At 60.6% G+C, this 22,876-nt stretch carries 22 protein-coding genes; 8 read left to right on the top strand and 14 right to left on the bottom strand.

Annotated elements, in window-relative coordinates; translation table 11 throughout:
- Positions 1-59 precede the first annotated feature (59 nt).
- The gene (locus ACR0E6_RS14185; RefSeq protein ID WP_480584474.1) at positions 60-1,199 is read left to right on the top strand and encodes an FAD-dependent oxidoreductase; all 1,140 of its coding nucleotides are present in this window, start codon (positions 60-62) and stop codon (positions 1,197-1,199) included.
- Here the strand turns inward: ACR0E6_RS14185 and ACR0E6_RS14180 are convergent.
- From ACR0E6_RS14180 to ACR0E6_RS14165, 4 genes are read right to left on the bottom strand one after another with little or no spacing between them, the layout of a single operon-like run.
- Complete coding sequence (locus ACR0E6_RS14180; RefSeq protein WP_480584472.1) at positions 1,196-1,903, bottom strand: type 1 glutamine amidotransferase; 708 nt, start codon at positions 1,901-1,903, stop codon at positions 1,196-1,198. The genes ACR0E6_RS14185 and ACR0E6_RS14180 overlap by 4 nt on opposite strands.
- Positions 1,900-3,324, bottom strand: coding sequence for an FMN-binding glutamate synthase family protein (locus tag ACR0E6_RS14175; protein WP_480584470.1), 1,425 nt, complete (start codon positions 3,322-3,324; stop codon positions 1,900-1,902). The genes ACR0E6_RS14180 and ACR0E6_RS14175 overlap by 4 nt, the downstream gene beginning before the upstream one ends.
- On the bottom strand, positions 3,309-4,022 hold the full coding sequence (locus ACR0E6_RS14170) for a GltB/FmdC/FwdC-like GXGXG domain-containing protein (protein ID WP_480584468.1): 714 nt from the start codon (positions 4,020-4,022) through the stop codon (positions 3,309-3,311). Before ACR0E6_RS14170 ends, ACR0E6_RS14175 begins: the two co-directional genes overlap by 16 nt.
- The gene (locus ACR0E6_RS14165) at positions 4,019-4,963 is read right to left on the bottom strand and encodes a class II glutamine amidotransferase domain-containing protein (protein ID WP_480584466.1); all 945 of its coding nucleotides are present in this window, start codon (positions 4,961-4,963) and stop codon (positions 4,019-4,021) included. Before ACR0E6_RS14165 ends, ACR0E6_RS14170 begins: the two co-directional genes overlap by 4 nt.
- A 126-nt stretch (positions 4,964-5,089) precedes the next feature.
- On the opposite strand from ACR0E6_RS14165, the gene ACR0E6_RS14160 reads away from it, so the two are divergent.
- Together ACR0E6_RS14160 and ACR0E6_RS14155 are read left to right on the top strand one after the other, a co-directional pair.
- Positions 5,090-5,761 (top strand): GntR family transcriptional regulator, encoded by a 672-nt coding sequence (locus ACR0E6_RS14160; protein ID WP_480584464.1) that lies wholly within the window; start codon positions 5,090-5,092, stop codon positions 5,759-5,761.
- 119 nt (positions 5,762-5,880) lie between these two features.
- The gene (locus ACR0E6_RS14155; RefSeq protein WP_170630850.1) at positions 5,881-7,503 is read left to right on the top strand and encodes an acyl-CoA dehydrogenase family protein; all 1,623 of its coding nucleotides are present in this window, start codon (positions 5,881-5,883) and stop codon (positions 7,501-7,503) included.
- 86 nt (positions 7,504-7,589) lie between these two features.
- Here ACR0E6_RS14155 and ACR0E6_RS14150 read toward each other — a convergent pair whose 3' ends face one another.
- On the bottom strand, positions 7,590-8,525 hold the full coding sequence (locus ACR0E6_RS14150; RefSeq protein ID WP_480584462.1) for a LysR family transcriptional regulator: 936 nt from the start codon (positions 8,523-8,525) through the stop codon (positions 7,590-7,592).
- A gap of 146 nt (positions 8,526-8,671) precedes the next feature.
- Between ACR0E6_RS14150 and ACR0E6_RS14145 the strand changes: the two genes are divergently transcribed.
- From ACR0E6_RS14145 to speB, 4 genes are all read left to right on the top strand, one after another.
- A complete protein-coding gene (locus ACR0E6_RS14145; RefSeq protein ID WP_480584459.1) occupies positions 8,672-9,688 on the top strand; it encodes a TRAP transporter substrate-binding protein in 1,017 nt (338 codons plus the stop codon).
- Positions 9,689-9,760: 72 nt separating this feature from the next.
- Positions 9,761-10,357 carry a TRAP transporter small permease gene (locus tag ACR0E6_RS14140; RefSeq protein WP_480584457.1) on the top strand — a complete coding sequence of 199 codons (597 nt, stop codon included), beginning with the start codon at positions 9,761-9,763 and terminating at the stop codon, positions 10,355-10,357.
- Positions 10,354-11,634, top strand: coding sequence for a TRAP transporter large permease (locus ACR0E6_RS14135; protein WP_480584455.1), 1,281 nt, complete (start codon positions 10,354-10,356; stop codon positions 11,632-11,634). Before ACR0E6_RS14140 ends, ACR0E6_RS14135 begins: the two co-directional genes overlap by 4 nt.
- Positions 11,635-11,655: 21 nt before the next feature.
- Complete coding sequence (speB, locus tag ACR0E6_RS14130; RefSeq protein ID WP_480584453.1) at positions 11,656-12,618, top strand: agmatinase; 963 nt, start codon at positions 11,656-11,658, stop codon at positions 12,616-12,618.
- A 112-nt stretch (positions 12,619-12,730) separates the two neighbouring features.
- Here speB and ACR0E6_RS14125 read toward each other — a convergent pair whose 3' ends face one another.
- The 8 genes from ACR0E6_RS14125 to ACR0E6_RS14090 all read right to left on the bottom strand — a co-directional run bounded on the left by ACR0E6_RS14125 (position 12,731) and on the right by ACR0E6_RS14090 (position 20,961).
- On the bottom strand, positions 12,731-13,090 hold the full coding sequence (locus tag ACR0E6_RS14125) for a hypothetical protein (RefSeq protein WP_480584451.1): 360 nt from the start codon (positions 13,088-13,090) through the stop codon (positions 12,731-12,733).
- Positions 13,072-16,983, bottom strand: coding sequence for an OmpA family protein (locus ACR0E6_RS14120; protein WP_480584449.1), 3,912 nt, complete (start codon positions 16,981-16,983; stop codon positions 13,072-13,074). The genes ACR0E6_RS14125 and ACR0E6_RS14120 overlap by 19 nt, the downstream gene beginning before the upstream one ends.
- 473 nt (positions 16,984-17,456) lie before the next feature.
- Positions 17,457-18,116, bottom strand: a complete 660-nt coding sequence (locus tag ACR0E6_RS14115; RefSeq protein WP_480584447.1) for a DUF2461 domain-containing protein — start codon at positions 18,114-18,116, stop codon at positions 17,457-17,459.
- Between the two features lie 12 nt (positions 18,117-18,128).
- On the bottom strand, positions 18,129-18,473 hold the full coding sequence (locus ACR0E6_RS14110) for a TfoX/Sxy family protein (RefSeq protein ID WP_480584445.1): 345 nt from the start codon (positions 18,471-18,473) through the stop codon (positions 18,129-18,131).
- Positions 18,473-18,871: an MAPEG family protein gene (locus ACR0E6_RS14105; protein ID WP_170622413.1), complete on the bottom strand. Its 399-nt coding sequence runs from the start codon at positions 18,869-18,871 to the stop codon at positions 18,473-18,475. Before ACR0E6_RS14105 ends, ACR0E6_RS14110 begins: the two co-directional genes overlap by 1 nt.
- A 24-nt stretch (positions 18,872-18,895) precedes the next feature.
- On the bottom strand, positions 18,896-19,282 hold the full coding sequence (locus tag ACR0E6_RS14100; protein ID WP_480584443.1) for a VOC family protein: 387 nt from the start codon (positions 19,280-19,282) through the stop codon (positions 18,896-18,898).
- A gap of 68 nt (positions 19,283-19,350) precedes the next feature.
- A complete protein-coding gene (locus tag ACR0E6_RS14095; protein WP_480584441.1) occupies positions 19,351-20,586 on the bottom strand; it encodes an RNA polymerase sigma factor in 1,236 nt (411 codons plus the stop codon).
- A 3-nt stretch (positions 20,587-20,589) separates the two neighbouring features.
- On the bottom strand, positions 20,590-20,961 hold the full coding sequence (locus tag ACR0E6_RS14090) for a YciI family protein (RefSeq protein WP_480584439.1): 372 nt from the start codon (positions 20,959-20,961) through the stop codon (positions 20,590-20,592).
- A 201-nt stretch (positions 20,962-21,162) separates the two neighbouring features.
- On the opposite strand from ACR0E6_RS14090, the gene ACR0E6_RS14085 reads away from it, so the two are divergent.
- Complete coding sequence (locus ACR0E6_RS14085; RefSeq protein WP_480584437.1) at positions 21,163-21,576, top strand: VOC family protein; 414 nt, start codon at positions 21,163-21,165, stop codon at positions 21,574-21,576.
- Positions 21,577-21,587: 11 nt separating this feature from the next.
- Here the strand turns inward: ACR0E6_RS14085 and ACR0E6_RS14080 are convergent, their stop codons facing one another.
- Positions 21,588-22,778 (bottom strand): sterol desaturase family protein, encoded by a 1,191-nt coding sequence (locus ACR0E6_RS14080; protein ID WP_480584435.1) that lies wholly within the window; start codon positions 22,776-22,778, stop codon positions 21,588-21,590.
- Positions 22,779-22,876: the final 98 nt, after the last annotated feature.

Raw genomic sequence — 22,876 nt, 5'->3', positions numbered from 1 at the left:
TGCTGTATTCTGTATACAGTATTCACAAAGCCAGCCCGGAAACAAGGAAAATCTGCGCCATGTCCAAAAGCTCTGTCATCGTTGTCGGGGGTGGTATTGCCGGGGTCATGACGGCGCTGACCCTGCAACGGCGCGGCGAGGCCGCGACGCTGATCGACCGATGGGAGCCGGGACATTCCCGTGCATCTTCAACGGATTACAACCGGGTGATCCGCGCCATTTCCGGGCGGGACGAGTTCTATACGCGGTGGGCGCGCGAAAGCCGCCTGCGGTGGCTCGAGCTACAGGCCGAAAGCGGGCAGAACCTGATGTATGAATGCGGCGCGCTGATTCTGGCGACCGGCGGGCATTGCGACTGGGAAGACGCCACCGCCGAGACCTTCGACCGGGTTGGCGTGCCTTATTACAAGTATGCCCGGCAGGACATCGAGGCCCGGTTTCCGCAATTCCGGGTGCCCGATATCGACTATGCCCTGTTCGAGCCCGAGGCCGGGATGCTGATGGCCCATCGCTGTGTGCTGACCGGGCTGGACCTGTTCCGCCGCGCGGGCGGCACCGTGCAACGGGGCCGCGTCACCACCGACGGGTCCGAGCGTCCGATGCTGGATGGCAAACCGCTTGAGGCTGATCTGATCGTCATCGCCACCGGCCCCTGGATGGCGGATATGTTCCCCAAAACGATCAAGCCGATCTCGACCGTGGTTGGGGTCAATGTCCTGTATACCTCGACCCCCGACGGGTCCGAGGATTTCGACATGAGCCGGATGCCCTGCTGGATCGATCACGGGCAGGGCTCGTTCGGGCTGCCGTCCTCCGAAGGTTCGGGGGTCAAGGCGGCGGTGGTGATCCCGGACAAGATCGATCTGGACAATGACGAACGGCTGATCCGCCGGGAAACGCTGGGCCGCACCCGCAGCTATATCCGTCACCGCCTGCCGGGGCTGGACGGGCAACGGGTGGTGGATTCCAAGTTCAACCAGATCATCCTGACGCCCGACACCCATTTCATCGTCGACTGGCACCCCGAGCATGACAACGTGCTGTTCGCCGGTGGGTGCTCGGGACATCTGTTCAAACATGCCCCGGTGTTCGGAGAGTTTGTGGCAGGCGTCGGATTAAAGGATTTCGGCACCGCAGACCGGTTCAAGATCACAGGTCGCAGAAAGCTGAGCCCCAAGGAAAGCCCCAGCGGGCGTTAACCCCCGGGTTGGTCGGGCCTGTAGGTTCCGCGAAACAGATCAACGGCCTGAGACACCGCCAGATCCGTGGGCACGTCGCTGGTTTGCAGGTCGGCCAGACCGGCATCGGCCTCATCCCCGGTCAGAAACACATCGCGCCCGCGCTGGAACAGGTCGCGCAGGTGGACGGCCTGGTATTCGGGATGAAACTGCACCGACCGCGCCGGGAAATCATAATCCAGCGCCCCAACCTGGCAGTGGCTGGCCGACCCGGTCACCCGCGCGGAAGGCGGCACCTTCGTCACTTGGTCCTGATGCCAGACATAGGCGTCCACATGATCGCCGCCATATTCAAAGCGCCGTGCGCCGACGATATTGCCAACCGCCGCCTTCTCGGCTTTGCCGCCATAGACATCAGCCATGATCTGATGGCCGAAACAGATGCCAAAGACCGGCTGTTGCCCGGCTTTGCACTCCACCAGAAACGCCCGCAAGGGCTGCATCCAATCGGTGTCGTCATAGACCCCAAACTCCGAACCTCCGACGATGACGCCATCGAAATCCTCAAGCGCGGGCAGTGGCGCGCCGTCCACCACGTTGGTTGCGGTAAACCGTGCCTCGGGCAGATGTGGCGCAAGCCAGTCGCGGATCTGCTGCGCGGTGCGCGGCAGACCCTGCAACAGCGGCAGCGGATGGCCGGTCAGTTCAAGAAGTGCAATCCTCACCAATCAAACGCGCGGTCGATCCCGGCCATCTTGACGCCGGTAAAGGCCGACGCCTCAAAGCTGAGCGCGCGCAGGTCTTCGACCTCCAGATTATGGACCGAGGATTTGCCGCAGGCCTTGGCCAGTGCGGTGATCTCCATCGTCATCGCGGTCAGATAGCGGGCGATGCGCTCGGCCCCGGCATGGGGGTTCATGCGCGCCTCAAGGTCCGGGTCCTGCGTTGCCACACCCACCGGGCAGCGGCCCGTGTGGCAGTGGTGACAAGCGCCCGGAGAGGTGCCCAAAGCGGTGTAATCCTCAAGATAGCGCGGGCTGTTGCACCCAAGGGCCACCATCGCCGCGTTGCCGATCATCACCGCATCCGCGCCCAAGGCCAGACATTTGGCCGCGTCCACGCCCGACCGGATACCCCCGGCGGCCACAAGGGACACTTTGCCGGTCATGCCGCAGTCGTCCAACGCCTCGCGCGCGGCGCGGATGGCGCTCATGGTGGGAATGCCGGTGTGGTTCAGCAGCAGTTCGGGCGAGGCCCCGGTGCCACCCTCGGCCCCGTCCACCACAACCACATCCGCGCCCGCTTTGGCGGCAACTGCCACGTCGAACCGGGGACGGGTTGCGCCCATCTTGATGAAGATCGGCACCTGATAATTGGTGGCGATCCGCAATTCCTCGATCTTCACCGCAAGATCGTCGGCCCCAAGGAAATCCGGATGCCGGATGGTCGAGCGTTGATCAACCCCTTCGGGCAGCGTCCGCATCTGGCTGACACGCGGGCTGACCTTCATACCCAGCAACAGGCCGCCGGTCCCCGGCTTGGCCCCCTGCCCCACCACGATCTCCAACGCATCGGCGCGGCGCAGATGGTCCAGATCCACCCCATACCGGGCGGGCGACATCTGATAGAGCAGGCGCTGCGAGGCTTCGCGCTCTTCCTCCAACATGCCGCCTTCGCCGGTGCAGGTCATGGTGCCCACTTTTGACGCCCCATAGCCCAGCGACGCCTTGGCCGAGGCCGACAATGCGCCGAAAGACATGGAGGCGATGTAGATCGGGATTTTCAACTCCAGCGGACGTTCGACCAACCCGCGCCCACCGCCCAGAACGGTCGTCGTATCGCAACTCTCACGATAGCCTTCCAGCGGCAGGCGGGTCATGGTTGCGGGGACAAATGTCAGGTCGTCAAAGGTCGGCATCCGCTTATTGAACGTGTTGTAGCCGCGCACCTGATACCGGCCCAACTGCGCCAAAGCGTGAACCTCCGAGATCGCCTCGGGCGTCCAGCGCGTCGATCCGCCTTCGTCGTATGAGGAGGGCACACCCGCCGGGCGACCCTCGATTGCGCCTGCGTCGCGGAACCGGATTTCCTCCTCGGGGGCGACGTCGAATGGATACTCATAGGGTTTACTCAGATCATGAGCCATGCGCTTGCGTCCCTGCTTTCAAAATACCAAAGGCGTTGACCGGAAACCATCTTGCGCCAGTTCCGGGAACGGTCGACCAGCCCCAGCGGATCGAGGATCGCGTCGACCTCGGCCACTTCCTCGGCGGTCGGTTCGATCACGTTGACATCGACGCCGACGCTATCGACCTCACCCGCGACCCAGACCTCGCCCTCCCACAAAGCATCAGCGCAGGATTCGCCCGCGCCGCCCAATGCGATGATCCGCCCGGAATGGGCCATAAAGCCCGATTGATAGCCGATCTTGCCCTCAACCACGATATTGCCGCCCTTCATGGCAACACCAACACGCGGCCCGGCATCGCCCTTGACGTGGATCGTGCCGCCGATCATCGCGGCCCCGCAGGACATGCCCGCATAACCACCGACAGTGATGTGACCCTTGGCCATGCCTTCCCCCACGGCCCAGCCGCAATTGCGTTCGATGGTGATATTGGCCCCGGTATTCAGCCCGCCGCAGTAATACCCAACCGAGCCTTCAAAGGTGATGTCCACATTGTCCGGCAGGCCCACGCCCAGATTGTGCCGGGACAGCGTATCAACCACCCGGATCGGACGACCTGTGGCACAGGCGGCCATGATGTCCCGGTTCACCTCACGGATATGGCGCTTGCCAACCTCGATAACGATCTCATCCATCTGTGCTGCCACCTCGCTCATGCCGCCAGGGTCCGGTTGCCGACGCCCCAGATGCCGGTCAGCGAGGGGCCGTCATAGTTGATCACGTCACATTCCTCGGTCATCACCCGGCGCACGGCCTGTTCCTCGGTCGCGGCGGCCAGGTCGCCGTTGCGGTTGACGACGACCAGCGGCTTCATCGCAAAGCGGTCCTTGGCAAAGCCGATCCCGTCCGGCGTGGCGATCATGTAGGTAAAGACCCCGTCGATCGAGGTGATCGACTTTTTCAACGCCTGCTCCATCGTCAGGCCCGCTTTCATCTGGTCGCTGACCCAGACCGCGATCAACTCGCTGTCATTCTCGGTCAGGAACCGATAGCCCGCGCGGGTCAACCTGTCGCGCCAGGTGAAATAGTCGGTGATCTGCCCGTTATGGACAATCGCCACATCCGAGAATGGGCGTGCCCAGAACGGGTGCGAGGCATTGGGCAGAACCGAGCTTTCCGTCGCCAGCCGCGCATGGCCCAACCCATGGGTGCCGATCATGTCACGCACGCCATGCTTGTCGGCCACCGCTTCGGCCCCGCCAATATCCTTGATGATCTCAAGGCTGCGGCCACAGGACTGAACCTCGATCCGGTCGGTCAGTTCATCGGCATCTGCGACCCAGGCCTGCAGATTCGACGGGTCCGAGATCTCGATCCGAAAACAGTAATGGCGGTTTTCATCCGTCACGATCTGGGGGTCGGACAGAAAGCTGCTGCCATGTTCACGCAAAACGGATTCAAAGGCGGTCAGGTCCGCATCCTGCCGGGATTTGTCAAACCCCATTCCGCGCAGGACATACCCGGTTTCCCGTGGCACGCCATAAACAGCAAACCCGGTGCTGTCCGCGCCCCGGTGTTCCTGCGCATCCATCAGGTCAACCAGATCCGCACCAACCTTGCCGGGCGCGGCCAGTATCCTGCCAGCTATTCCACACATGAAGAGCTCCCTGTTCAATCGCGTTTGTATACTGTATACAGTACACGAGTAATAGCAACCCTATTCGCCTTGGCACCTGTTGGATTTTTGAATACAGAATTCAAAAGACAGAAAGAGAGGCTGCGAGTGGCTCTGAAACAAATAAAGACACAACGCCGACGGCTGGCGGATGAGGTCTATGATCAACTGGTCGACGCGATCATGAGTCGCGAGATCACGACCGAGGACCGGCTAGTGCAGGAAAAACTGGCCGCCGAGCTGAACATCAGCCGCACCCCCGTTCGCGAGGCCTTGATGCGGCTGGAAACCGAAGGCGTGCTTGAGGTTGCGGCCAGCGGCGGCTTTCGTCTCGCCCAGATGGATCAGAACGAGGTCCGGCAATTATATCAGGCGCGGGCCGCAATCGAAGGGCAGGCAGCACGGATTCTGGCCGTTCACGCCGAACCGGACGTGCTGAACCGGCTGCGAGATCTCATTCGTCGCGAAGAGGATCTGACAGACCCGTCCACCCGCGACTATTTCATCGCCAACCGCCGTATCCACCGGGCCTTCATGGTCGAGGCGGGCAACAAGTTCCTGTTGGACATGTTCGACATGATCTGGGGCAAGGCGATGGCGTTTCACCTGTTTTCGGCCATTGAAAACGTCGATATTTCAAAGTCCCTGGGAAACCATCTGATGCTGGTCGATGCCATTGCTTCGGGTGACGCGACCGAAGCACTTGAAACCTTTACTGCCCATATTCAGGCCGGTTTTGACCTGCAGATCGAAGGGCTGAAGGAAGAACACAAAAGCTAAAACCGTTGACGGGCAGTCCAGACGGCCAGCCCGTCCGTGGATGACGTGACGATACAAATGCAAAGCAGGGGCCTCCGTGTCACCGTTTGTCAGAAATGACAGAAATTAACGTGAGCGCCATGACCACATCCGCATCAATGAGCCACCTGCCCACGCATGAGGTGCAAAACCAGCCCGTCCCCCGCGATGGTTTTGATCTTTGGGCCACCGACCCGATCCTGCGCGATCACATCGGGCTGAGTCAGGCCGATACCGCCGCGCTGGCCGATATGGGTGCCCGACTGGGCAGCGCCGAGATGCGCGAAGCCGGGCGTGAGGCCAACCGGGTCGAGCCCAAACTGATCAGCTTTGACCGCTCGGGCCGCAGGCTGGACGAGGTGCGGTTTCACCCCGGCTATCACAAGATCATGGATCTGGCGTTTACCTCGGGCATTGCCGCAGCGGCCTGGGACGGGGCCAGGGGTGGGCACACTCACTACATGGCGGGCATGTATATGCTCAGCCAGGTTGAACCGGGAACAAGCTGCCCGGTGACGATGACCTATGCTGCGACGCCCTCGCTGATGGCCGCGCCCGAGTTGGAGCGGATCTGGCGGCCCAAGCTGACCGCGCGAGCCTATGACACGGACATGAAACCGGTACAGCAAAAACGCGCTGCCACCCTTGGCATGGCGATGACCGAGAAACAGGGCGGCTCGGACGTGCGGGCCAATACCACCGTGGCCACGCCCGATGGTGACGCCTATCGGCTGCGCGGCCACAAATGGTTCTGTTCCGCGCCCATGTCCGACGGCTTCCTGACGCTGGCGCAGGCCCCCGGCGGGCTGACCTGTTTTCTGGTGCCCCGCTGGCTTGAGGGCGAGCGCAATTCGCTGCATGTGATGCGCTTGAAAGAGAAGCTGGGCAACAAGGCCAATGCCTCGTCCGAGATCGAATATCACGACACGCTGGCCTATCGCGTGGGTGATGAGGGGCGCGGCGTGCCCACCATCATCGAGATGGTGCAGCACACCCGTCTTGGCACCGCCATGGCACCCGCCGGTCTGATGCGCGGCGCACTGGCCGAGGCGAAATGGTGGGTCGAAGGACGCTCGACCTTTCAGCGCCGGTTGATCGACCAGCCGATGATGCGGTCGGTTCTGGCCGATCTGACGCTGGATTTCGAAGGCACAACCGCGCTGGCCCTGCACATCGCACGCGCCTTTGACAGCGGCTCGGCAGATGACATGGCCTATGCCCGTATCGCGGTCGCGCTTTCCAAGTTTCTGGGCAACAAGCTTGCGCCAACGATCGTCTATGAAGCGATGGAGTGTCTGGGCGGGGTCGGATACACCGACGACACGCCCCTGCCCTTGCTGTTCCGTGAAACGCCGCTCAACTCGATTTGGGAAGGGTCCGGCAATGTGATCTGTCTGGACGTGTTGCGCGCCCTGACGCGCGAACCGGAAAGCGGTGAGGCACTGCGCGCGGATCTGGACAAGGCGCGTGGGGCCAATACCGCCTTTGACGCCGCACTTGATCAGCATTTTGCCCGCTGGCCTGCCCTTCCGGCGGAAGCCGAGGCCCGGTGGTTTGCCGAAAGCCTTGCCACGCTGATGACTGCGTCGGTGCTGCTGCGTCATTCACCCGCCGCAGTGTCGGATGCCTATGTCGCAACCCGCCTGAACCCGGAAGGGCGCGGCCGGATCTACGGGGCCGTCAGCGGCATGGACACCAGCGCCATTCTTGAGCGGCTGGGATAACCCCCAATAGCCAAGCGGTCCAGCCGTGCGCTGCGCGGCTGGGCAGCTTGCCTGATGCCTGAAGGCTACCCATACATGCGCAAGACTTAGCTGTGCCCTTCCCAACCTGACCTGAACTCATCAGCGCCAGGATACCCCCCGTTGCACCCCTGAATGACGCAATCGACAAACAGCTCAACTGCGCGCCGTTGCAGGTTGGACGCCCGCGTCGCCAGAAAAAAGGTCGAGGTCCAGTGCAACCGGTCAGGGGCCAGCGCCTTGAGGTTCTTCTTACGGCCCATGCTCTCGGCGTAATGAACCGGCAAAGGGCCCAGATAGGCTCCGGTTTCGATCAGCGTCGCCATCGCCTCCATGTTTGCCACAACGGCCTTGGGATCGCTGGGTTGAAGTTCGGGCGGCATCAGCGCGCTATACGAGCGCCGGCAAATCTCGAAACATGACGCGACACTCAGGTCAATATCCTCGTCCGGCCAGTCGAACAGCGGATGACCCCGACCGCAATACAGCCGGTGCTCCTCATCACACAGTTTGGTATAGCGCAATTCGGGTACCTGGCTTCGGAACGGCGCAATGGCCACGTGCACATCGCCCGAAATCAGCCTTTGCGTCAGTTCGGTCGGTGAGGCCACCACCATTTCCAGCCTGACCTCATTCGGGCGGTCCAGGAATTGTTGCAGGGACCGGGTCAGGTGCAGATCGGTCAGAGTATTTACCGCATCTACGATGCCGATCCGCAGATCGCCTGTGACGGCATCCCGAAGCTCCAGCAATTCGGCATCGAAATCCCGGATATTGCGCAGGATCTCACCAGCCTTGCGATAGGCGATCTCACCCCGCTCGGTCAGGCGAAACCCGCCACGCCCACGTTCGCAGATCCGGTACCCCAACGCCTCTTCCAGATCACGGATTCGGATGCTGATCGCGGATTGGGTGATGCCCAAAGCGTATTGCGCATCCGTGAAGCCGCCGCATTCCACGACGGTCACGAAGGTTTCCAGCAGTGTATTTCTGAACAGTTTCAACGGCGTCAGCTCTGGCAGGTTGTGCCGTTTTCTTACACAACTTTCATTTATGTGAACATAAGCAATATGATATTTTTTCGTGTAATGATCTGTGCTGTGCTTCTTCCCAACAAGACCCCCAAAAGGATAAAAGGGAGGACCCCCGCATGACCTTCACTCTACGACAAATGCGCACGACCGCAGCCGCCGCCCTGCTTGGCCTTGCCCCATTCACCGCCTTGGCTGAGGACTGGAAATTCGCCATCGAGGAAATTCCGGGCTCGATCATGGATGCCTACGCGCAAGAGTTCAAATCGCGCATCGAGGCCGCAACCGACGGCGAAGTCACCGTCACTGTCTTTCCGATGGGCACGCTGGGCACGCCCACCGAAACCGTGGAACAGGCCGCTGATGGCGTGATCCAGTTCACCAACGTCTCGATCGGCAACCTGGGTACCGTTGTGCCGGAAAGCCAGGTGTTCCTGCTGCCCTATCTGCTGCCCTCCGACCCGGCAGCGATTTCAGAAGTGCTGAGCAGCTCGGAAACCATCTATGGTCCGCTGAATGACGATTTCCGCAAGCGCGGGCTGGAAGTTCTGACCATGTATTCCGAAGGTCCGCAGGTCTGGACCACCAACCGTGAAATCCGCACCCCCGAGGATTTCGACAACTTCAAAATGCGCGTGATGGTCTCGCCGATTCTGGTTGAAACCTACAACAACATGGGCGCCAGCCCGACGCCGCTGCCGTTTGGCGAAGTGTTCGGCGCGCTGCAACTCGGTGCCATCGACGGTCAGGTCAACCCGATCCCGACCATCGAAGAGATGAAGTTCTACGAAGTCACCAGCCACCTGATCTGGGCTGGCGAACAGGAACTGGTCACCACCGTTGTTACCGGGTCCGACTGGTTCGAAACCCTGACCCCCGACCGCCAGCAACTGGTGCGTGACACCATGGCCGACATGACCGGCTTCATCGACGGTGTTGTCACCGATTTCAACCAGCAGCGTCTGGACATCATCAAGGAAGCCAAGCCCGATATCGGTCTGGTCGTCCTGAGCGAAGAAGAGCGCGACGCCTTCCGCGCACGCAGCACCGGCACATCGGCAGCCTATGTCGAGACCGTAGGCCCCCGCGGTCAGGAATTGCTGGACGCCCTGCAGGCCGAACTGGCCGGAAATTAACCACTCCCCCACCACTCACTCCAAACTTCCTCACGCGCTCTGCGCGTGAGGCTTTCTAAAAGGGGGGACACCATGGAAAACGGGACTGCCACTCCTTTCGGCATTTTGGGAAAGGTCGATGCCGTCATAGGCCGGATCGAAGTCTGGATCCTGGGCTGGGGCATCATCCTGATGGCCGTCAACACAATCGCCAATGTCTTTGGCCGCTATGTGTTCAACCAATCCATCTATTTTTCCGAAGAATTGAACGAGTTCCTGATCGTGATCGTCACTTTCATGGGGCTGGGCTACGCCACCCGCAAAGGCATCCACATTCGCATGTCGGCGATCTACGACGCGCTACCCATCAAGATGCGCAAGGGCCTGATGGTCGTCATCGCCGCCACCACCGCTGTCGTCATGGCCGTCCTGGCCTGGTACGCGCTGGAATATGTGCAGAAAGTCGCCTCGCGCGGGCGGATCACCCCGGCGCTGCAACTGCCGCTGTATCTGACCTATGTCTGGGTGGTGATCGGTTTGGCGCTGGCCTCGTTCCAGTATCTGCTGACCGCAATCCGGAACCTGAATTTCGCCGATGAGGACGTCTACCTCTCGTACCTCGAAATTGACAGCTACGAAGACCCCGAAACCGCAGCCGCCATCAAGAAATTCGAGGAGGCCGACAAATGACCGAGTTGATGCTGGCCGTCATGATCGTCCTGCTGCTGGCGGGCTTTCCGATGAAAATGCCGCTGATCTCGGCCGCCGTGCTGGGGTTCTTGGTCTATTTCCCCACGATGAACATGCAGATCCTGATCCAGCAGATGATCGGGGGGGTCAAACCCGCTGCGCTGATCGCGGTACCGATGTTCATTCTGGCCGCCGACATCATCACGCGCGGCCATTCCGCCAACCGTCTGATCGACCTTGTCATGAGCTTCATGGGCCATATCAAGGGCGGTCTGGCGATTTCCGTCACCTCGGCCTGCGCCCTGTTCGGCGCGGTCTGCGGCTCGACCCAGGCGACCGTTGTGGCCATTGGTGGCGCGATGCGACCCCGGATGCTGAAATCGGGCTATAGCGACAGTTTCTCGATCGGTCTGATCGTGAACGCCGCCGACCTTGCCTATCTGATCCCACCATCCATCGGCATGATCATCTATGGCGTGGTCTCGGGCACCTCGATCTCGCAACTGTTCATCGCGGGCATCCTGCCGGGGCTGCTGATCGTGGTGCTATTCTCGGCCTATTGCATGTTCTACGCCTATCGCCACGACATTCCCGTGCTGCCGCGCGAAGGCTGGGGCAAGCGTTTCACCGCCCTGCGCAAGGCGTTGTGGCCGATGGGCTTCCCGGCCATCATCGTCGGCGGCATCTATGGCGGCGTGTTCTCACCCACCGAGGCGGCGGCGATCTGCGTGCTATATGCGGTGATCCTTGAGGTCGTGATCTTCCGCTCGATCAAGGTGAAAGACCTGTTCGACATCGCGCTCTCCACCGGGGCCATCACCTCGGTCGTGTTTATCCTGATCGCGGCGGGTGCGGCGTTCAGCTGGACGCTGAGCTTTGCGCAGGTGCCGCAAACCATCATCGCCGCGCTGGGTCTGGAAAGCGCCAGCCCGCTGATGGTGCTGCTGGCGATCAACGTGGCTTTCTTTGTCGGCTGCATGTTCGTGGACTCGATCGTGGTGATCCTGATCCTGGTCCCGATCTTTGCCCCGATGATCAAGTCCAGCGGGCTGGATCCGGTGCTGGTCGGCGTGCTGATCACGCTGCAGGTCGCCATCGGCGCGGCCACGCCACCCTTCGGCTGCAACCTGTTCACGGCCATCGCCGTGTTCCGCCGCCCCTTCATCGAGGTGGTCCGCGGCGTGCCCCCGTTCCTGATCATTTTGTTGATTGTGACAGGGTTGCTGATAGCTTTTCCCCAAATCGCGCTGTTCCTTCCGGAATTGGCCTATCGTTAAACCATAAGAAACGGAGAAATCATGTCGGGTCATGGTTATGAATCTGGTCGTCTGAACCTGCCTTTTGTCGGCATTTCGACCTTTGGCAAGAAACCCTATGTCGAGAACTGGGATGAGATCGACGCCGATGTGGCGATCCTGGGCGCGCCGTTTGATTTCGGCTGTCAGTTCCGCTCGGGCGCGCGGTTCGGCCCGCGTTCGGTGCGTGAGGCATCGACCCTGTTCAGCTTTGGCCATGCAGGCGCTTATGACCACGAGGATGACGCCACCTATCTGGGCGAAGACGTGCGCATCGTCGATCTGGGCGACGCCGACATCATCCACACCAAGACCGAGGAAAGCCACGCCAATATCGAATATGGCGTCAAGAAAATCCTCGACGCGGGCGCGATCCCGGTCACCATCGGCGGCGACCATTCCGTCAACATCCCCTGCATCAACGCTTATGCCGAGGATTGCGAAAAGAACGGCCCGATCCACGTGATCCAGATCGACGCACATCTGGACTTTGTCGATGAACGCCACGGCGTCACCATCGGCCACGGCAACCCGATGCGTCGCGCCATCGAAAAGGACTACGTCTCGGGCATGACCCAACTGGGCATCCGCAACGTGTCCTCGACCGCGAAAGAGGGGTATGACGACGCCCGCGCCCGTGGCTCGGACATTCTGTCGGTGCGTCAGGTGCGCAAGCTGGGCACCGAAGGTGTGCTGGACCGCATCCCCGAAGGTGTTCGGTATTACGTCACCATCGATATCGACGCCTTCTGCCCCTCAATCGCGCCGGGCACGGGCACGCCCAGCCATGGCGGGTTCCAGTATTACGACGTTCTGGAAATCCTGCAGGGCCTCAGCAAACGCGGTGACGTGGTGGGCATCGACCTGGTCGAAGTTGCGCCCGCTTATGACCCCAGCGAAAGCACGCAGATTCTGGCGGCACAATTGCTGCTGAATTTCATCGGGTTCATCTTCCACAACAAGTAAGACGCGCCGATACGAAAAACGACAGGCCCGCCAGATCACTGGCGGGCCTTTTTCTTGGGCCAACACGCGTCCGAACCGCCAATGGATCCGGACGCGGGCATCGCCTGCAGCGTCAGAACTTCAGCTCATATTCGCCGCCCAGGCTCAAATACCCGGCCGCATCCACACCGGCGCGGGCAGTGACCTGCCCCAGCTGCAATCGTCGTGACACGTCAGCGGCAACGGACAGGGTCGAAAACCCGTTCCCACGCTCTCCGCTGATGCGGATGCCGTGCTGCCAGCCACGCGCTGTTTCATTGAAGCTTTCGTATTCAAGTTCGGCCCCAAGGCTGCAGGCATTGTCGAAACTTCCCGACGAGGCATAGCACGCCACAACCGGCGTGAAGGCCAGAAGCGACGCGCCGTCGTTCACCTCGCGCTCGATCCGCAGTTCTGCAAAAAGCCGCGTGTTGGTCAGCGAGGCCAGTTCCACCAGACCCGATTCAGTGATGCTCTGGAACCTCGCGACCACATCCACATCGACCGACGGCGAATACGCATAGTCGATACCCGCGCGCGGGACGAAACGATAGGTCTCGCGGTCGATCTCACCCGACAAGGCCACGCCCGCGAAACCGGAAAATACCTGTAATCGCCGGTCGCCGCGATGGTGCCAAAGCTTCTTTCGAAATCCAGATCGAAATCATGACGCCCGACGGCACCGCCCAGATAATAGTCGAGATACAGACCATTGCTGAACCGGTTCGCACCGAAGATACCGGCATTGACGCCAAAGCCCTGAATCTCGCCCTCCGCCCTGCTGGTCACATCACCGGTGCTTCCATAAATCCCGACAAAGTAGCCGCGCACCCGGTTGTCGCTGACAAAGCGTTCACGACGGTATGACAGGTTCAACAGGGTCTGCGACAGGCCGCTGTCTGTCTCGAGGAAGTTCAATGAGCCTTCGATGGTTTCCCACACGTCGCGGGCGCAATTGTAGTTCTGGTGGAACAGCCCACCATCCACCGTCACGTCCGAGCCATTGGCCTGCAAATTGAAGGTTCGGTCCAGGTCCGATGTGTTCTTGCAGGTGTCATACTGTTCCTGCGCTTCGATCGGAGTGAATTCGACCCGGCGATTGCGTGCCTTGCCTTGGGCCGTCGCGTTTGTGTCGATCGGACGGCTTTCGCCATACCCGCGTGCACGATACCCGACTGTGTCCACGCCACGGGCCGTCAGGGCCTGCAAAACCGCATCAACCCGCCGTTGGCTGAGCGCCAGATTGTAGGCATCCGATGCGTCGCTGTCGGTGTGGCCAGCAATCTCGAATGCGCTGCCCTCACAGCTTCCCAGAATCTCGGCGATCTCATCCAGAATGGGATCGCTTTCCGGCCTGATGATTGCCTTGTCGGTATCAAACAGGATCGGCCGGTCGTTCAGATGATCGTTCACGGCGGTCGCACATAGACGCGCGCCGCGCTGTCTGAGGCGATCCAGCGCTCCGGCGGCAAAATCCCGGGTCTGCTGGCTTTGCAATTCGACAGTCGTGTCGCGATCTTCCTCCAGAATTGCAATCAGGTCCTCGGCGATCTCGTCGATCAGCGATGGATTCGATACTTCCACACTCATCCGCGCCGTATCGCAGTTCGTGGGGTTCAGTGTCTCGCAAATCTCGTAGGTGAAGACATAGGTGCCTGCGGTCGTGCCCGGAGCCACCTCGATCTCGCCCGCGGCGTTCATGGTGATGGAACCCGTCGCCGGGGCCACGTCCAGACCCAGAACGGTGACGCCATCGCTGGCCGTGCCCGTGTTGGTCAACGTGACATCCGCCGGGTTCAGGGCGATGCCGTTCAGCGTGTCGTTGTCCATAACCGAGGCCGTTGTTGCGCCGGTGATCCCATTCACAGCCGTCAGTGCATCATCCACCGCGTCAATCGCCGCCGCATCCACCACAACCGTCGCCTGCGCCGTGTCGCAGTTGGTGGAGTTCAGCGTCTCGCAGATCTCATAGGTGAACACATAGGTGCCTGCGGTCGTGCCCGCAGCGACCTCGATCTCGCCTGCCGCGTTCATGGTGATGGAACCCGCCGTCGGGGTCACATCCAGACCCAGAACGGTGACACCATCGCTGGCCGTACCGGTGTTGGTCAACGTGATATCCGCCGGGTCCAGAACAGAGCCGTTCAGCGTATCATTGTCCAGAACCGAGGCGGTTGTCGCCCCACTCGCCCCATTCACTGCCGTCGGCGCATCATCCACCGCGTCAATCGCCGCTGCATCGACCATAACCGTCGCCTGCGCGGTGTCGCAGTTGGTGGAATTCAGCGTCTCGCAGATTTCGTAAGTGAAGACATAGGTGCCTGCGGTGGTGCCCGGAGCCACCTCAATCTCACCTGCCGCGTTCATCGTGATGGAACCCGCCGTCGGGGTCACGTCCAGACCCAGCACGGTGACACCGTCATTCGCCGTGCCGGTGGTGCCCAGCGAGATATCCGCCGGGTCCAGAACAGTCCCATTCAGCGTGTCATTGTCCAGAACCGAAGCGGTCGTCGCGCCGCTCACCCCATTTACCGCTGTCGGCGCATCGTCCACTGCGTCGATGACCGGGATCGGCAACACGATCGGGGTCGGGGTGCCCGGCCCGCCGGGGTTCGACGTTGGGTTGGTTCCGTTGTCGGACGCATCGGATACCGTCGTGCCGCCCAGATCATCCCCGCTAGCGGTCGCCATGTTGTTCAGGCTGGCTGGCGCCCCTGCTGCAGTCGGGTCCACATTGACGGTGAATTCGACCTGATAGCTGTCACCCGGCGCCAGAACGCCATCGCTGCCCACAAGCAGGTCATTTGTGCCGTCATAAGACGCGCCATTGCTCGTCGGCAGGCTGGATCCTGCGCCGATGGTCACAGCACTGACCACCGGGGCTGACGTCACCCCATTGAAGGTCGAGCCGAGCTGATCCGATGCTGTCAGGTCATCCACCAGGCTCAGCGTATCCAGCGTCAGGTTCCCGGTGTTCTGCACGACGATCGTATAGGTCACATTCGCGGTGCGATCGGCCAGCAATGCCCCCACAGAGGCCGATTTTGCAACGCCAAGCTGTGGGGCGGGCGTCAGTGTGAAGCGGGTCGGATCATCGGCCCCTGCCCCTTCGCCAAAGGCGGATTCATCCGACAAATCCGACTGGGGCGACCCCTCGGCGTCGATTGCATTGGCCGAGGCCTGGTTGTCCACAAATCCGGCAACAATGTCTGCTTCGGTAATGGCATAGGTCGCCCGGTGAACCGTTGTCTGGGCCAGCGTAAACGGGTCTGTCGGCTCGGTGCGACCGACGAGGTCTGCCTCGTCGCCATCACCATCGACATTCCCGCCACCTCTGACAAAGGCAGGGACCGGAGGTGTGCCGTTGCCCGTAAAGCTGGACCCGTCCTCAATCACATCGATGTCGAACATCGTCACGTTACGCAGGTTGCGCGTGGTGTATGTATAGGTGACGATTTCACCGGCCTGAGGCGGCGAGGACAATGCGGATGTATCCACCGCCTTGGTCACGGCGATGAACTGGTTGGGCTCATCGTGGTCAAGGAATCCGTTCTGGTCCCAATCCGCGCCGGGAAAGATGACCGAGATATCGTCAAACGTGAAATTGTCGCCGGTACCGGCTCCGTTATAGGTAATGGTCACGTTGCTGACAGGATTTGACAGATCGTAATTTCCGATAAACCCAAAGACCTGATTGCCCAGCGTCACCGAAGCGCCGGTAATCGAATCCGTTACGGTGCCGACCAGATTGCTTCCCACCCAATCCGTGCTGTCCCAAACCGGTGTGCCATCGAAGGAAATCTGCAGGTTCGAGATCGCACCGCCATCATGAATATCGCCCAGATACAGACCGAACCCTACAACGGGTTGATTGAAATTGATCGACACGGTTGCGGTCTCGCTTGGCGACCCGCCGATCTGGACCGTTGCCTGACGCGATCCGGTTCTTGGGGATGTGCCATACTCGGCGTTGTCGATATCCAGATCGCGGGGAAGGGCGCTGGAATGTGTCGCGGTGATCGAGAACCGGGAGTTGCTGAAGCCGTTCAGCGGTGAGTCGATTGCCGCGCCTTCGAAACTTTCGGAAAAGAACTGGCTGGAGGGCAAAGCGGCAAGCACACTGTCCCACGCCGCCCCGTCCGTAAGGGTTCCGGTGCCGACGATGTTGGAGATTGGCGTACCGTCCGGCAAGGTGCCGAACCCTTCCAGAGCGTCAGAGACACCATCGCTGTCGCTGTCCTGCGCAAGGGTCTCGACCGGTGTCAGTATCAGTCCCAACAAAAGCGCCCAAACGAAGAGGGTTTTGGCCAGGAAACCACCGCGCACAGGCAACGCGTTCACCTTCATTCTCATCACCACTTAACAGGCCCGCCGGGGGGCACAATTCACTTTGCCAAAGCGCCAGATATCAAAGTCCTGACCGCCGTTTCCATTGTTAAGGTGCTGGAGTTGCAGGTTGAATTTCGAAAAAAGCTACCGCAGAAGCGGTCGCTTTCCTTAGGAAAACGCAATTTCGAAACGGATCGTTTTGCAGCGCAATCAGAGTGGATTGGGTGCTGCCGAACGTTACATGCTCGTCCCATCTTGAAGGACTGGCTTCTATTAACATTTTGTTAAGATTGCGACCAAATGCGGTTTTTTTGACTAAAATTTAGGCAATGTTGCGGCGCAGCATCGCTGCGCCACGGCGATCGGCTGTTGATCCAAGCGCTAAGGCCGCAGCCCAAGGATCCGTGCGCCGGGCCACCCGCTGAATTCAGGCTCTGTCCTTCTTGTCTTTAACCTACTGATCTGACATTTGTTTCTGCCCGCTGCCGTCGTCATTCGACCGGGGACAGCAATCGATAAACAGGCAAAAGCCGTCGGAAATCATCGATGGATCGCCTCACCAGATCCGGCCTGATAACACTTTCGTGATCGGCCCGGTCAATCCATGCCGAAAACCCCTTGCGGCGCAGCGCATCTTGATTGGGGTGATCTTTGTCAAAACCGGACGGTACGCGTTTCAGATCGGGTTCGCTGACCCGTATGCCAGCGCCCTGCAACTCGGCAGTCAGTTTCAGCAACTCGGCCCCCTGCGACCCTGCCATCGCGGTCCGAAACGCGGCCAATGCCGTCTTGTCATACTGGAACACGCCGCATCCCAGCGACAGCTTGCCCGGTGACAGCCCAAAGAACCACATCGGCGACTGACTCGCCTGCCCCTCGGGCGTGAAGGCAATGTGCAGATGCGCGTTGTACGGAGTCTTATCTTTGGAAAAACGCACGTCCCGATGGATGCGAAAGATCTTGCTGGAATGGCTCTGACCGGTCAGGTCATGCAATGCCGCTGCCATGTCGCCTGCAAACTGTTTGCCGGGCTCTTTCAGGTGACGTTCATAGATCGTCTTGTTCGCGGCAAACCATTCTCGCGTATTGTTCGCCTTCAACCCCTCAAGAAAGCCAAGCGCCTCGGGCGAGAAACAGTTGAATCCGGCCATCATTTCCTCCGTTCAGTCTTTTGCGGGCAGGGCTGCGGCGTGTTCAAGGCACATCTGCAACCAGCGCTGCAGGGCATTGTCGTCACAATCCCCCTCATCAACACGGATAAAACCGCCCAATTTGCGGGTTCCGTGGATCACCGTTTGGGCCGTTGGGTCCGTCAGCGCCGTGGCCTTGTTCGCCTTGCCGACCCGAAACATGAACCGGCCAATGCCGTCCTTGTGCCGTCGCACGCCGCCCAGCATGTTGCCGTTCAAAAAGAAACATTGCCCGCCCATCATCTGTTTCTCGGAAATCCCCACATGCGCGGCCAAAGCGTCACGCATGCGGGCGTTCAGGGCTTCGTCCACAGGCATCAGACGCCCGCGCCAAGGTGCCAGAGGATCGCCAGCGCCAGCACCAGCATGGTCAAGGTCGTCAGCCCCGCACCAATCGCGCGGCCCTTGCCGTTGGTCGAGGCGCGCAGGCTGAAATAGTGGATCAACCGCGCAAGCAGCAAAACACCACCACAGGTCGCCACCAGCCAGGTCGGGGTTCCCGCAACCTCGGCCCCCGCAAGGGCCAACAGGGCCAGCGGGACATATTCGACAAAGTTCCCATGCGCCCGCATCAGGCGCAGCAGCCCTTCATCCTCGCCATGCAGCAATTGGATCCCGGTCTGGGCGCGGCGCACTCCGACGGCGATGGCCATCGGAATGCTGATCAACACAAACACCGCCGTCACGGCGAGGGTGATTTCGGGGATATGTACCATCTGAACCCTCCTTCCACGCTGCGCTTAAGACGCCATGCTTTCATATGTGATCAGCGCGAACCGGGCGCCCTGCGGGTCGGTCAGCGTGGCCATGCGCCCAACGCCCGGCATGTCCATCACTGGCTGAATGACCGTGGCACCCTTGGCCTGCGCCTTGGCAATACTTGCGTCGACATCTGCAACGGTGAAAAAGATCGTCCAGCTGCCATCGTCCTCGGGCATCGGGGAAAAGCCGCCAATGGCGGTTTCACCGACCACCGCAGCCGAATAGCTGGACCCGTCCTGCATCGGCATGTCGTTGATCGCCCAGCCCAGAACGTCCTGATAAAACGCCTTGGCCTTGCTCTGATTCGGGCCGGAATGGCCGATCCAGCCGGAATTGCCGATTGCGGTCATCTCAAGAATACTCATGGCTTTCTCCCTTGGTTGCGCCCGCCACATGCGGGTCTGATCCAAGGACGCATGAGGGGGCCGTATCCCTACATCTCGCCCAGTTCTTTTTGACTGATTGCAATTTTATCTTTGATTGCAACGCGTTCCGGGCCGGTTGGGGCGAGGGTCAGCGCCGTCTCAAACGCTGCAATCGCCGCCTTGTGGTCGCCGATGTCCTGCAAAAGCCCCCCTCGCATGGCGTGAAACCAGCGATACGAGGACAAATCCGCAGCCAGCACTTCCATAGCCTTCAGGGCATCGCGCGGCCCGTACAGCTTGGCTTGCGCAGCGATCTGGTTCAGCCGCACAACCGGGGTTGGTTGCAGGGCGTAAAGGGCGGCATAGTGGCTTTCGATGAAGGCCCAATCCGTCTGATCAGACGAGGCCGCGCGGGCGTGTTCCGCCGCAATCGAAGCCTGAATGATAAACACCCCGCGATGGCCGATCCGCTGCGCTTTTTGCAAATGCGCCGTCGCCTCTGCGATGTTGGCCTTGTCCCACAGGCTGCGGTCCTGATCGTCCAGCGCAACCAGCTTGCCCTGCCCGTCCATCCGCGCGCGCCGTCTGGCGTGTTGCAGCAACAAAAGCGCCAGCAGCGCCGCCTGTTCGCCCATCGCAGGAAACAAACCCGCCAACAGGCGGGCAAGGCGGATGGCCTCTTCACACAAGGTCAGCTTCATCTGCGTCGGCCCTGCGGATGAGGACCAGCCTTCGCTGAACATCAGGTAGATCATCAGCGACACCTCACCCAGCCGCGCGCCGCGTTCCGCCGGGCTGGGCGTTTCAAAGGCAACCCGGTTGCTGGCGATCTTCTTCTTGGCGCGGGTGATGCGTTGTTCCATGGTCTTGGGTTTGACCAGAAAGCCGCTGGCAATCTCATCCACGCTCAGCCCGGCCACGATCCGCAGGGCGATGGCGATCTGATCGCGCCGATCCAGTTCGGGGTGGCAGCAGATGAACAAAAGCCGCAAGACATCGTCGCGCAGCTCATCAGGGTCAGGCGTTTCGGCGGGCATCGGCTGAAACTCTTCGGCATGGCGCGACAGGATTGCGCTGCGGCGGCTGGACTTGCGCACGTGGTCCAGACCCGCGTTCCGGGCCGTGGCCAGCAACCACGCCAGCGGATCGCGCGGCGCACCGTCCTTTGGCCAGACCGTCAGCGCCTTTACACACGCATCGGCAAAGGCTTCTTCGGCCAGGTCGATATCGCCAAACACCCGCGTCAGCGCCGCAAGGGCGCGCGGGCGGTGTTGGGAAAATGTGGCCTCCAGCCAATCCGACATAGGCTATTCCGACGAAATCAGACCCCCGGCCCAGGCAACAGGGCGCACTTCTAGCCGTGCAACGGGCGACGAGATCATCTTTGCATACTCCAGCGCCTCATCAAGATCCCTGAAATCTGCGGCGTAGAAGCCCAGAAAACTCTCTTTGGTTTCCGAAAACGGCCCATCCGTGATCAGCGGCGCAGCGCCCTCGGCCGTTGCAGGTTCTACCGTGACGGCTGCGGTGGGCGGCATCAGTTTCATCGTCACAAACTCTCCCCGCGCCTTCAGGGCCGATTGGAGCGCGCCGTGGCCCGACATCACCTCATCCTGGCGATCCTTGGGCAATGCCTCGAACACGCCAGCCTGCCCGTAAATCGAGATTACATAGATCATTTCAGCCTCCGCAGTTCGGTTACATGCTGCAAGGACGCGCGAAGACATGCAAATCCGACAGCGGGTTTTGGCTTTGACAAAACCGTCCGGCACACCCAAGTGCAAATCGCGGTGATTGTTCCAAGCTATGTACAAGCTATGTACCTGTGGCGATGAAGATGCCGTAAGCTGGGGCCAAATGCCTGCAAGGGAACCTTCAGAATGATTGCCTATGTCACCATTGGAGTCGACGATATCGAACGGGCCGAGCGGTTTTATTCCGCGTTTCTGCCTGCCCTTGGATACTCGTTGGAAAGGTATCACGGGGACCTCAGCTATGCGCTGCCAGTGAAACCCGGCCAGCCCCCCTTGCCAGAGTTCTACGTCAAGTCACCATTTGACGGAGACCCCGCCTCGGCCGGGAACGGGACCATGGTCGCGTTCGAGGCGCAAAGCCAGCGCCAGGTTCGCGATCTTCACGCGGCAGCCCTTGCAGCTGGGGGATCTGACGAAGGGCAGCCGGGGTTTCGCGAATCTTACGGCCCGCAATTCTATGTTGGCTACCTTCGAGACCCTCAGGGCAACAAGATCGCTTTGTTTTCCAGCAATCCGAATGAGCCCGGACGGGGCGACTAGGCCGAGCGCAATCAGTCGCTGTGACGGGTAAGGATTTGCCCCAAGTAGCTTGTCGAATGCCATGTCTGGCTGGCACAGAATATCCCCGCACAGCCTTTCAGTTTCAAACTGTGCCCGGATGCAGCGCGAATGGATCCCTGAAACCTTCGCCCGGTTTCGGGGTCAAGCAACGCACCCCTCCAAACGGCCCCGTCCAATGTAAGGTCGGTCAGGATCACATCTCCAAGCCGCGCATGGGGGGTCTTGTCCAGATCCCAGACCCAAACCAGACGACCGCATTTGGTGGTGGCGTCTGCCGTGCAGGGTTCAAACCTGACAATGACACCCAGCCCCGGCGAGGCGTAGCTGCCGGAAAGTTCGAACGCATCTCCCCGGTCTGCCAGACACACACCGAAAATGGCAAAGACCAGCGCCCCTGCTTTGAGGCGGTTCCCTGAGATCCGAGGGGCCGTCTTCGCGAACGCCTGCAGATAGTGCGGATGCTCGGTTTTCATCAGGCGATCCCACCACGAGAAGTAGAGGCCAAGATTGTAACCCGCATGGGCGTGGTGCAGATCGTGATGCGTCACCGTGGTCATCCAGCCGAAAACGGGGCGTCCTGTGGCTGTTGCGGGAAAGACCTCGACCCCGCAATGACCCACGGCATTTCGCAACATCATATGAGTCACAAAGATGAACAGCGCCACGGGATGTGCTGGGATCAGGATCAGTACCAAAGGCAGATAGGCGGCGTTCACCACGGCCTCGCCCACATCAAAGCTGTAGGACGTAAACGGTGTCGGCTGATGCGATCTGTGGTGCAACCGGTGAAACCTCCGAAACAGAGGCGGATAGTGAAGGGCGCGATGGGTCCAGTAGAACCACGCATCGTGCAGGACGATCAACAAGCCTGTGCTGAGCAGGAAATGGCCCCACCCATAGGCCGCGACGTCCGGGTAGATTGTCATCAAACCGGCTTTGGCCCCCAACGCGATTGACGTTCCGGCGGCGGCAAAGATCAAAACAGTGCGCAGGCTGGCCAGAACTTCTCGCCTGATCTGGCCTTTTGGCGGTTCCGTGGCTCTGATTTTCTGATCGCGCAGACGGCGGGACAGGAAAACGCAGATCACCAGATAGGTGCCGCCCGCGCCCACAACATATCGCAGCAGGTCCGCGCCGAAGATATCGGCATAGATGGATGGTATTTCTGAAAGGGCTGTCATTGTTCGCTCCGTCATCAAATGGGATATGGGCGGAACATGCGCGGGCGTGGTGAGCGCTGGCGCGCCGATTTCGAAACACGGCGCGGATTCTTCAGGAT

This window comes from Ruegeria sp. AP12, assembly GCF_056540025.1.
Note: the sequence above shows the minus strand (reverse complement) of the source record. Positions and strands in the feature narration are given on the sequence as shown.

Excerpts from the sequence above, each read along its gene's own strand:
- ACR0E6_RS14110 (WP_480584445.1), bottom strand. The coding sequence starts at position 18,473 with ATGCCTGTGGACGAAGCCCTGAACGCCCGCATGCGTGACGCTTTGGCC.
- ACR0E6_RS14120 (WP_480584449.1), bottom strand. The coding sequence starts at position 16,983 with ATGAAGGTGAACGCGTTGCCTGTGCGCGGTGGTTTCCTGGCCAAAACC.
- ACR0E6_RS14105 (WP_170622413.1), bottom strand. The coding sequence starts at position 18,871 with ATGGTACATATCCCCGAAATCACCCTCGCCGTGACGGCGGTGTTTGTG.
- ACR0E6_RS14090 (WP_480584439.1), bottom strand. The coding sequence starts at position 20,961 with ATGATCTATGTAATCTCGATTTACGGGCAGGCTGGCGTGTTCGAGGCA.
- ACR0E6_RS14175 (WP_480584470.1), bottom strand. The coding sequence starts at position 3,324 with ATGGCTCATGATCTGAGTAAACCCTATGAGTATCCATTCGACGTCGCC.
- ACR0E6_RS14095 (WP_480584441.1), bottom strand. The coding sequence starts at position 20,586 with ATGTCGGATTGGCTGGAGGCCACATTTTCCCAACACCGCCCGCGCGCC.
- speB (WP_480584453.1), top strand. The coding sequence starts at position 11,656 with ATGTCGGGTCATGGTTATGAATCTGGTCGTCTGAACCTGCCTTTTGTC.
- ACR0E6_RS14135 (WP_480584455.1), top strand. The coding sequence starts at position 10,354 with ATGACCGAGTTGATGCTGGCCGTCATGATCGTCCTGCTGCTGGCGGGC.
- ACR0E6_RS14140 (WP_480584457.1), top strand. The coding sequence starts at position 9,761 with ATGGAAAACGGGACTGCCACTCCTTTCGGCATTTTGGGAAAGGTCGAT.
- ACR0E6_RS14115 (WP_480584447.1), bottom strand. The coding sequence starts at position 18,116 with ATGGCCGGATTCAACTGTTTCTCGCCCGAGGCGCTTGGCTTTCTTGAG.
- ACR0E6_RS14085 (WP_480584437.1), top strand. The coding sequence starts at position 21,163 with ATGATTGCCTATGTCACCATTGGAGTCGACGATATCGAACGGGCCGAG.
- ACR0E6_RS14080 (WP_480584435.1), bottom strand. The coding sequence starts at position 22,778 with ATGACAGCCCTTTCAGAAATACCATCCATCTATGCCGATATCTTCGGC.
- ACR0E6_RS14170 (WP_480584468.1), bottom strand. The coding sequence starts at position 4,022 with ATGAGCGAGGTGGCAGCACAGATGGATGAGATCGTTATCGAGGTTGGC.
- ACR0E6_RS14155 (WP_170630850.1), top strand. The coding sequence starts at position 5,881 with ATGACCACATCCGCATCAATGAGCCACCTGCCCACGCATGAGGTGCAA.
- ACR0E6_RS14100 (WP_480584443.1), bottom strand. The coding sequence starts at position 19,282 with ATGAGTATTCTTGAGATGACCGCAATCGGCAATTCCGGCTGGATCGGC.
- ACR0E6_RS14165 (WP_480584466.1), bottom strand. The coding sequence starts at position 4,963 with ATGTGTGGAATAGCTGGCAGGATACTGGCCGCGCCCGGCAAGGTTGGT.
- ACR0E6_RS14145 (WP_480584459.1), top strand. The coding sequence starts at position 8,672 with ATGACCTTCACTCTACGACAAATGCGCACGACCGCAGCCGCCGCCCTG.
- ACR0E6_RS14185 (WP_480584474.1), top strand. The coding sequence starts at position 60 with ATGTCCAAAAGCTCTGTCATCGTTGTCGGGGGTGGTATTGCCGGGGTC.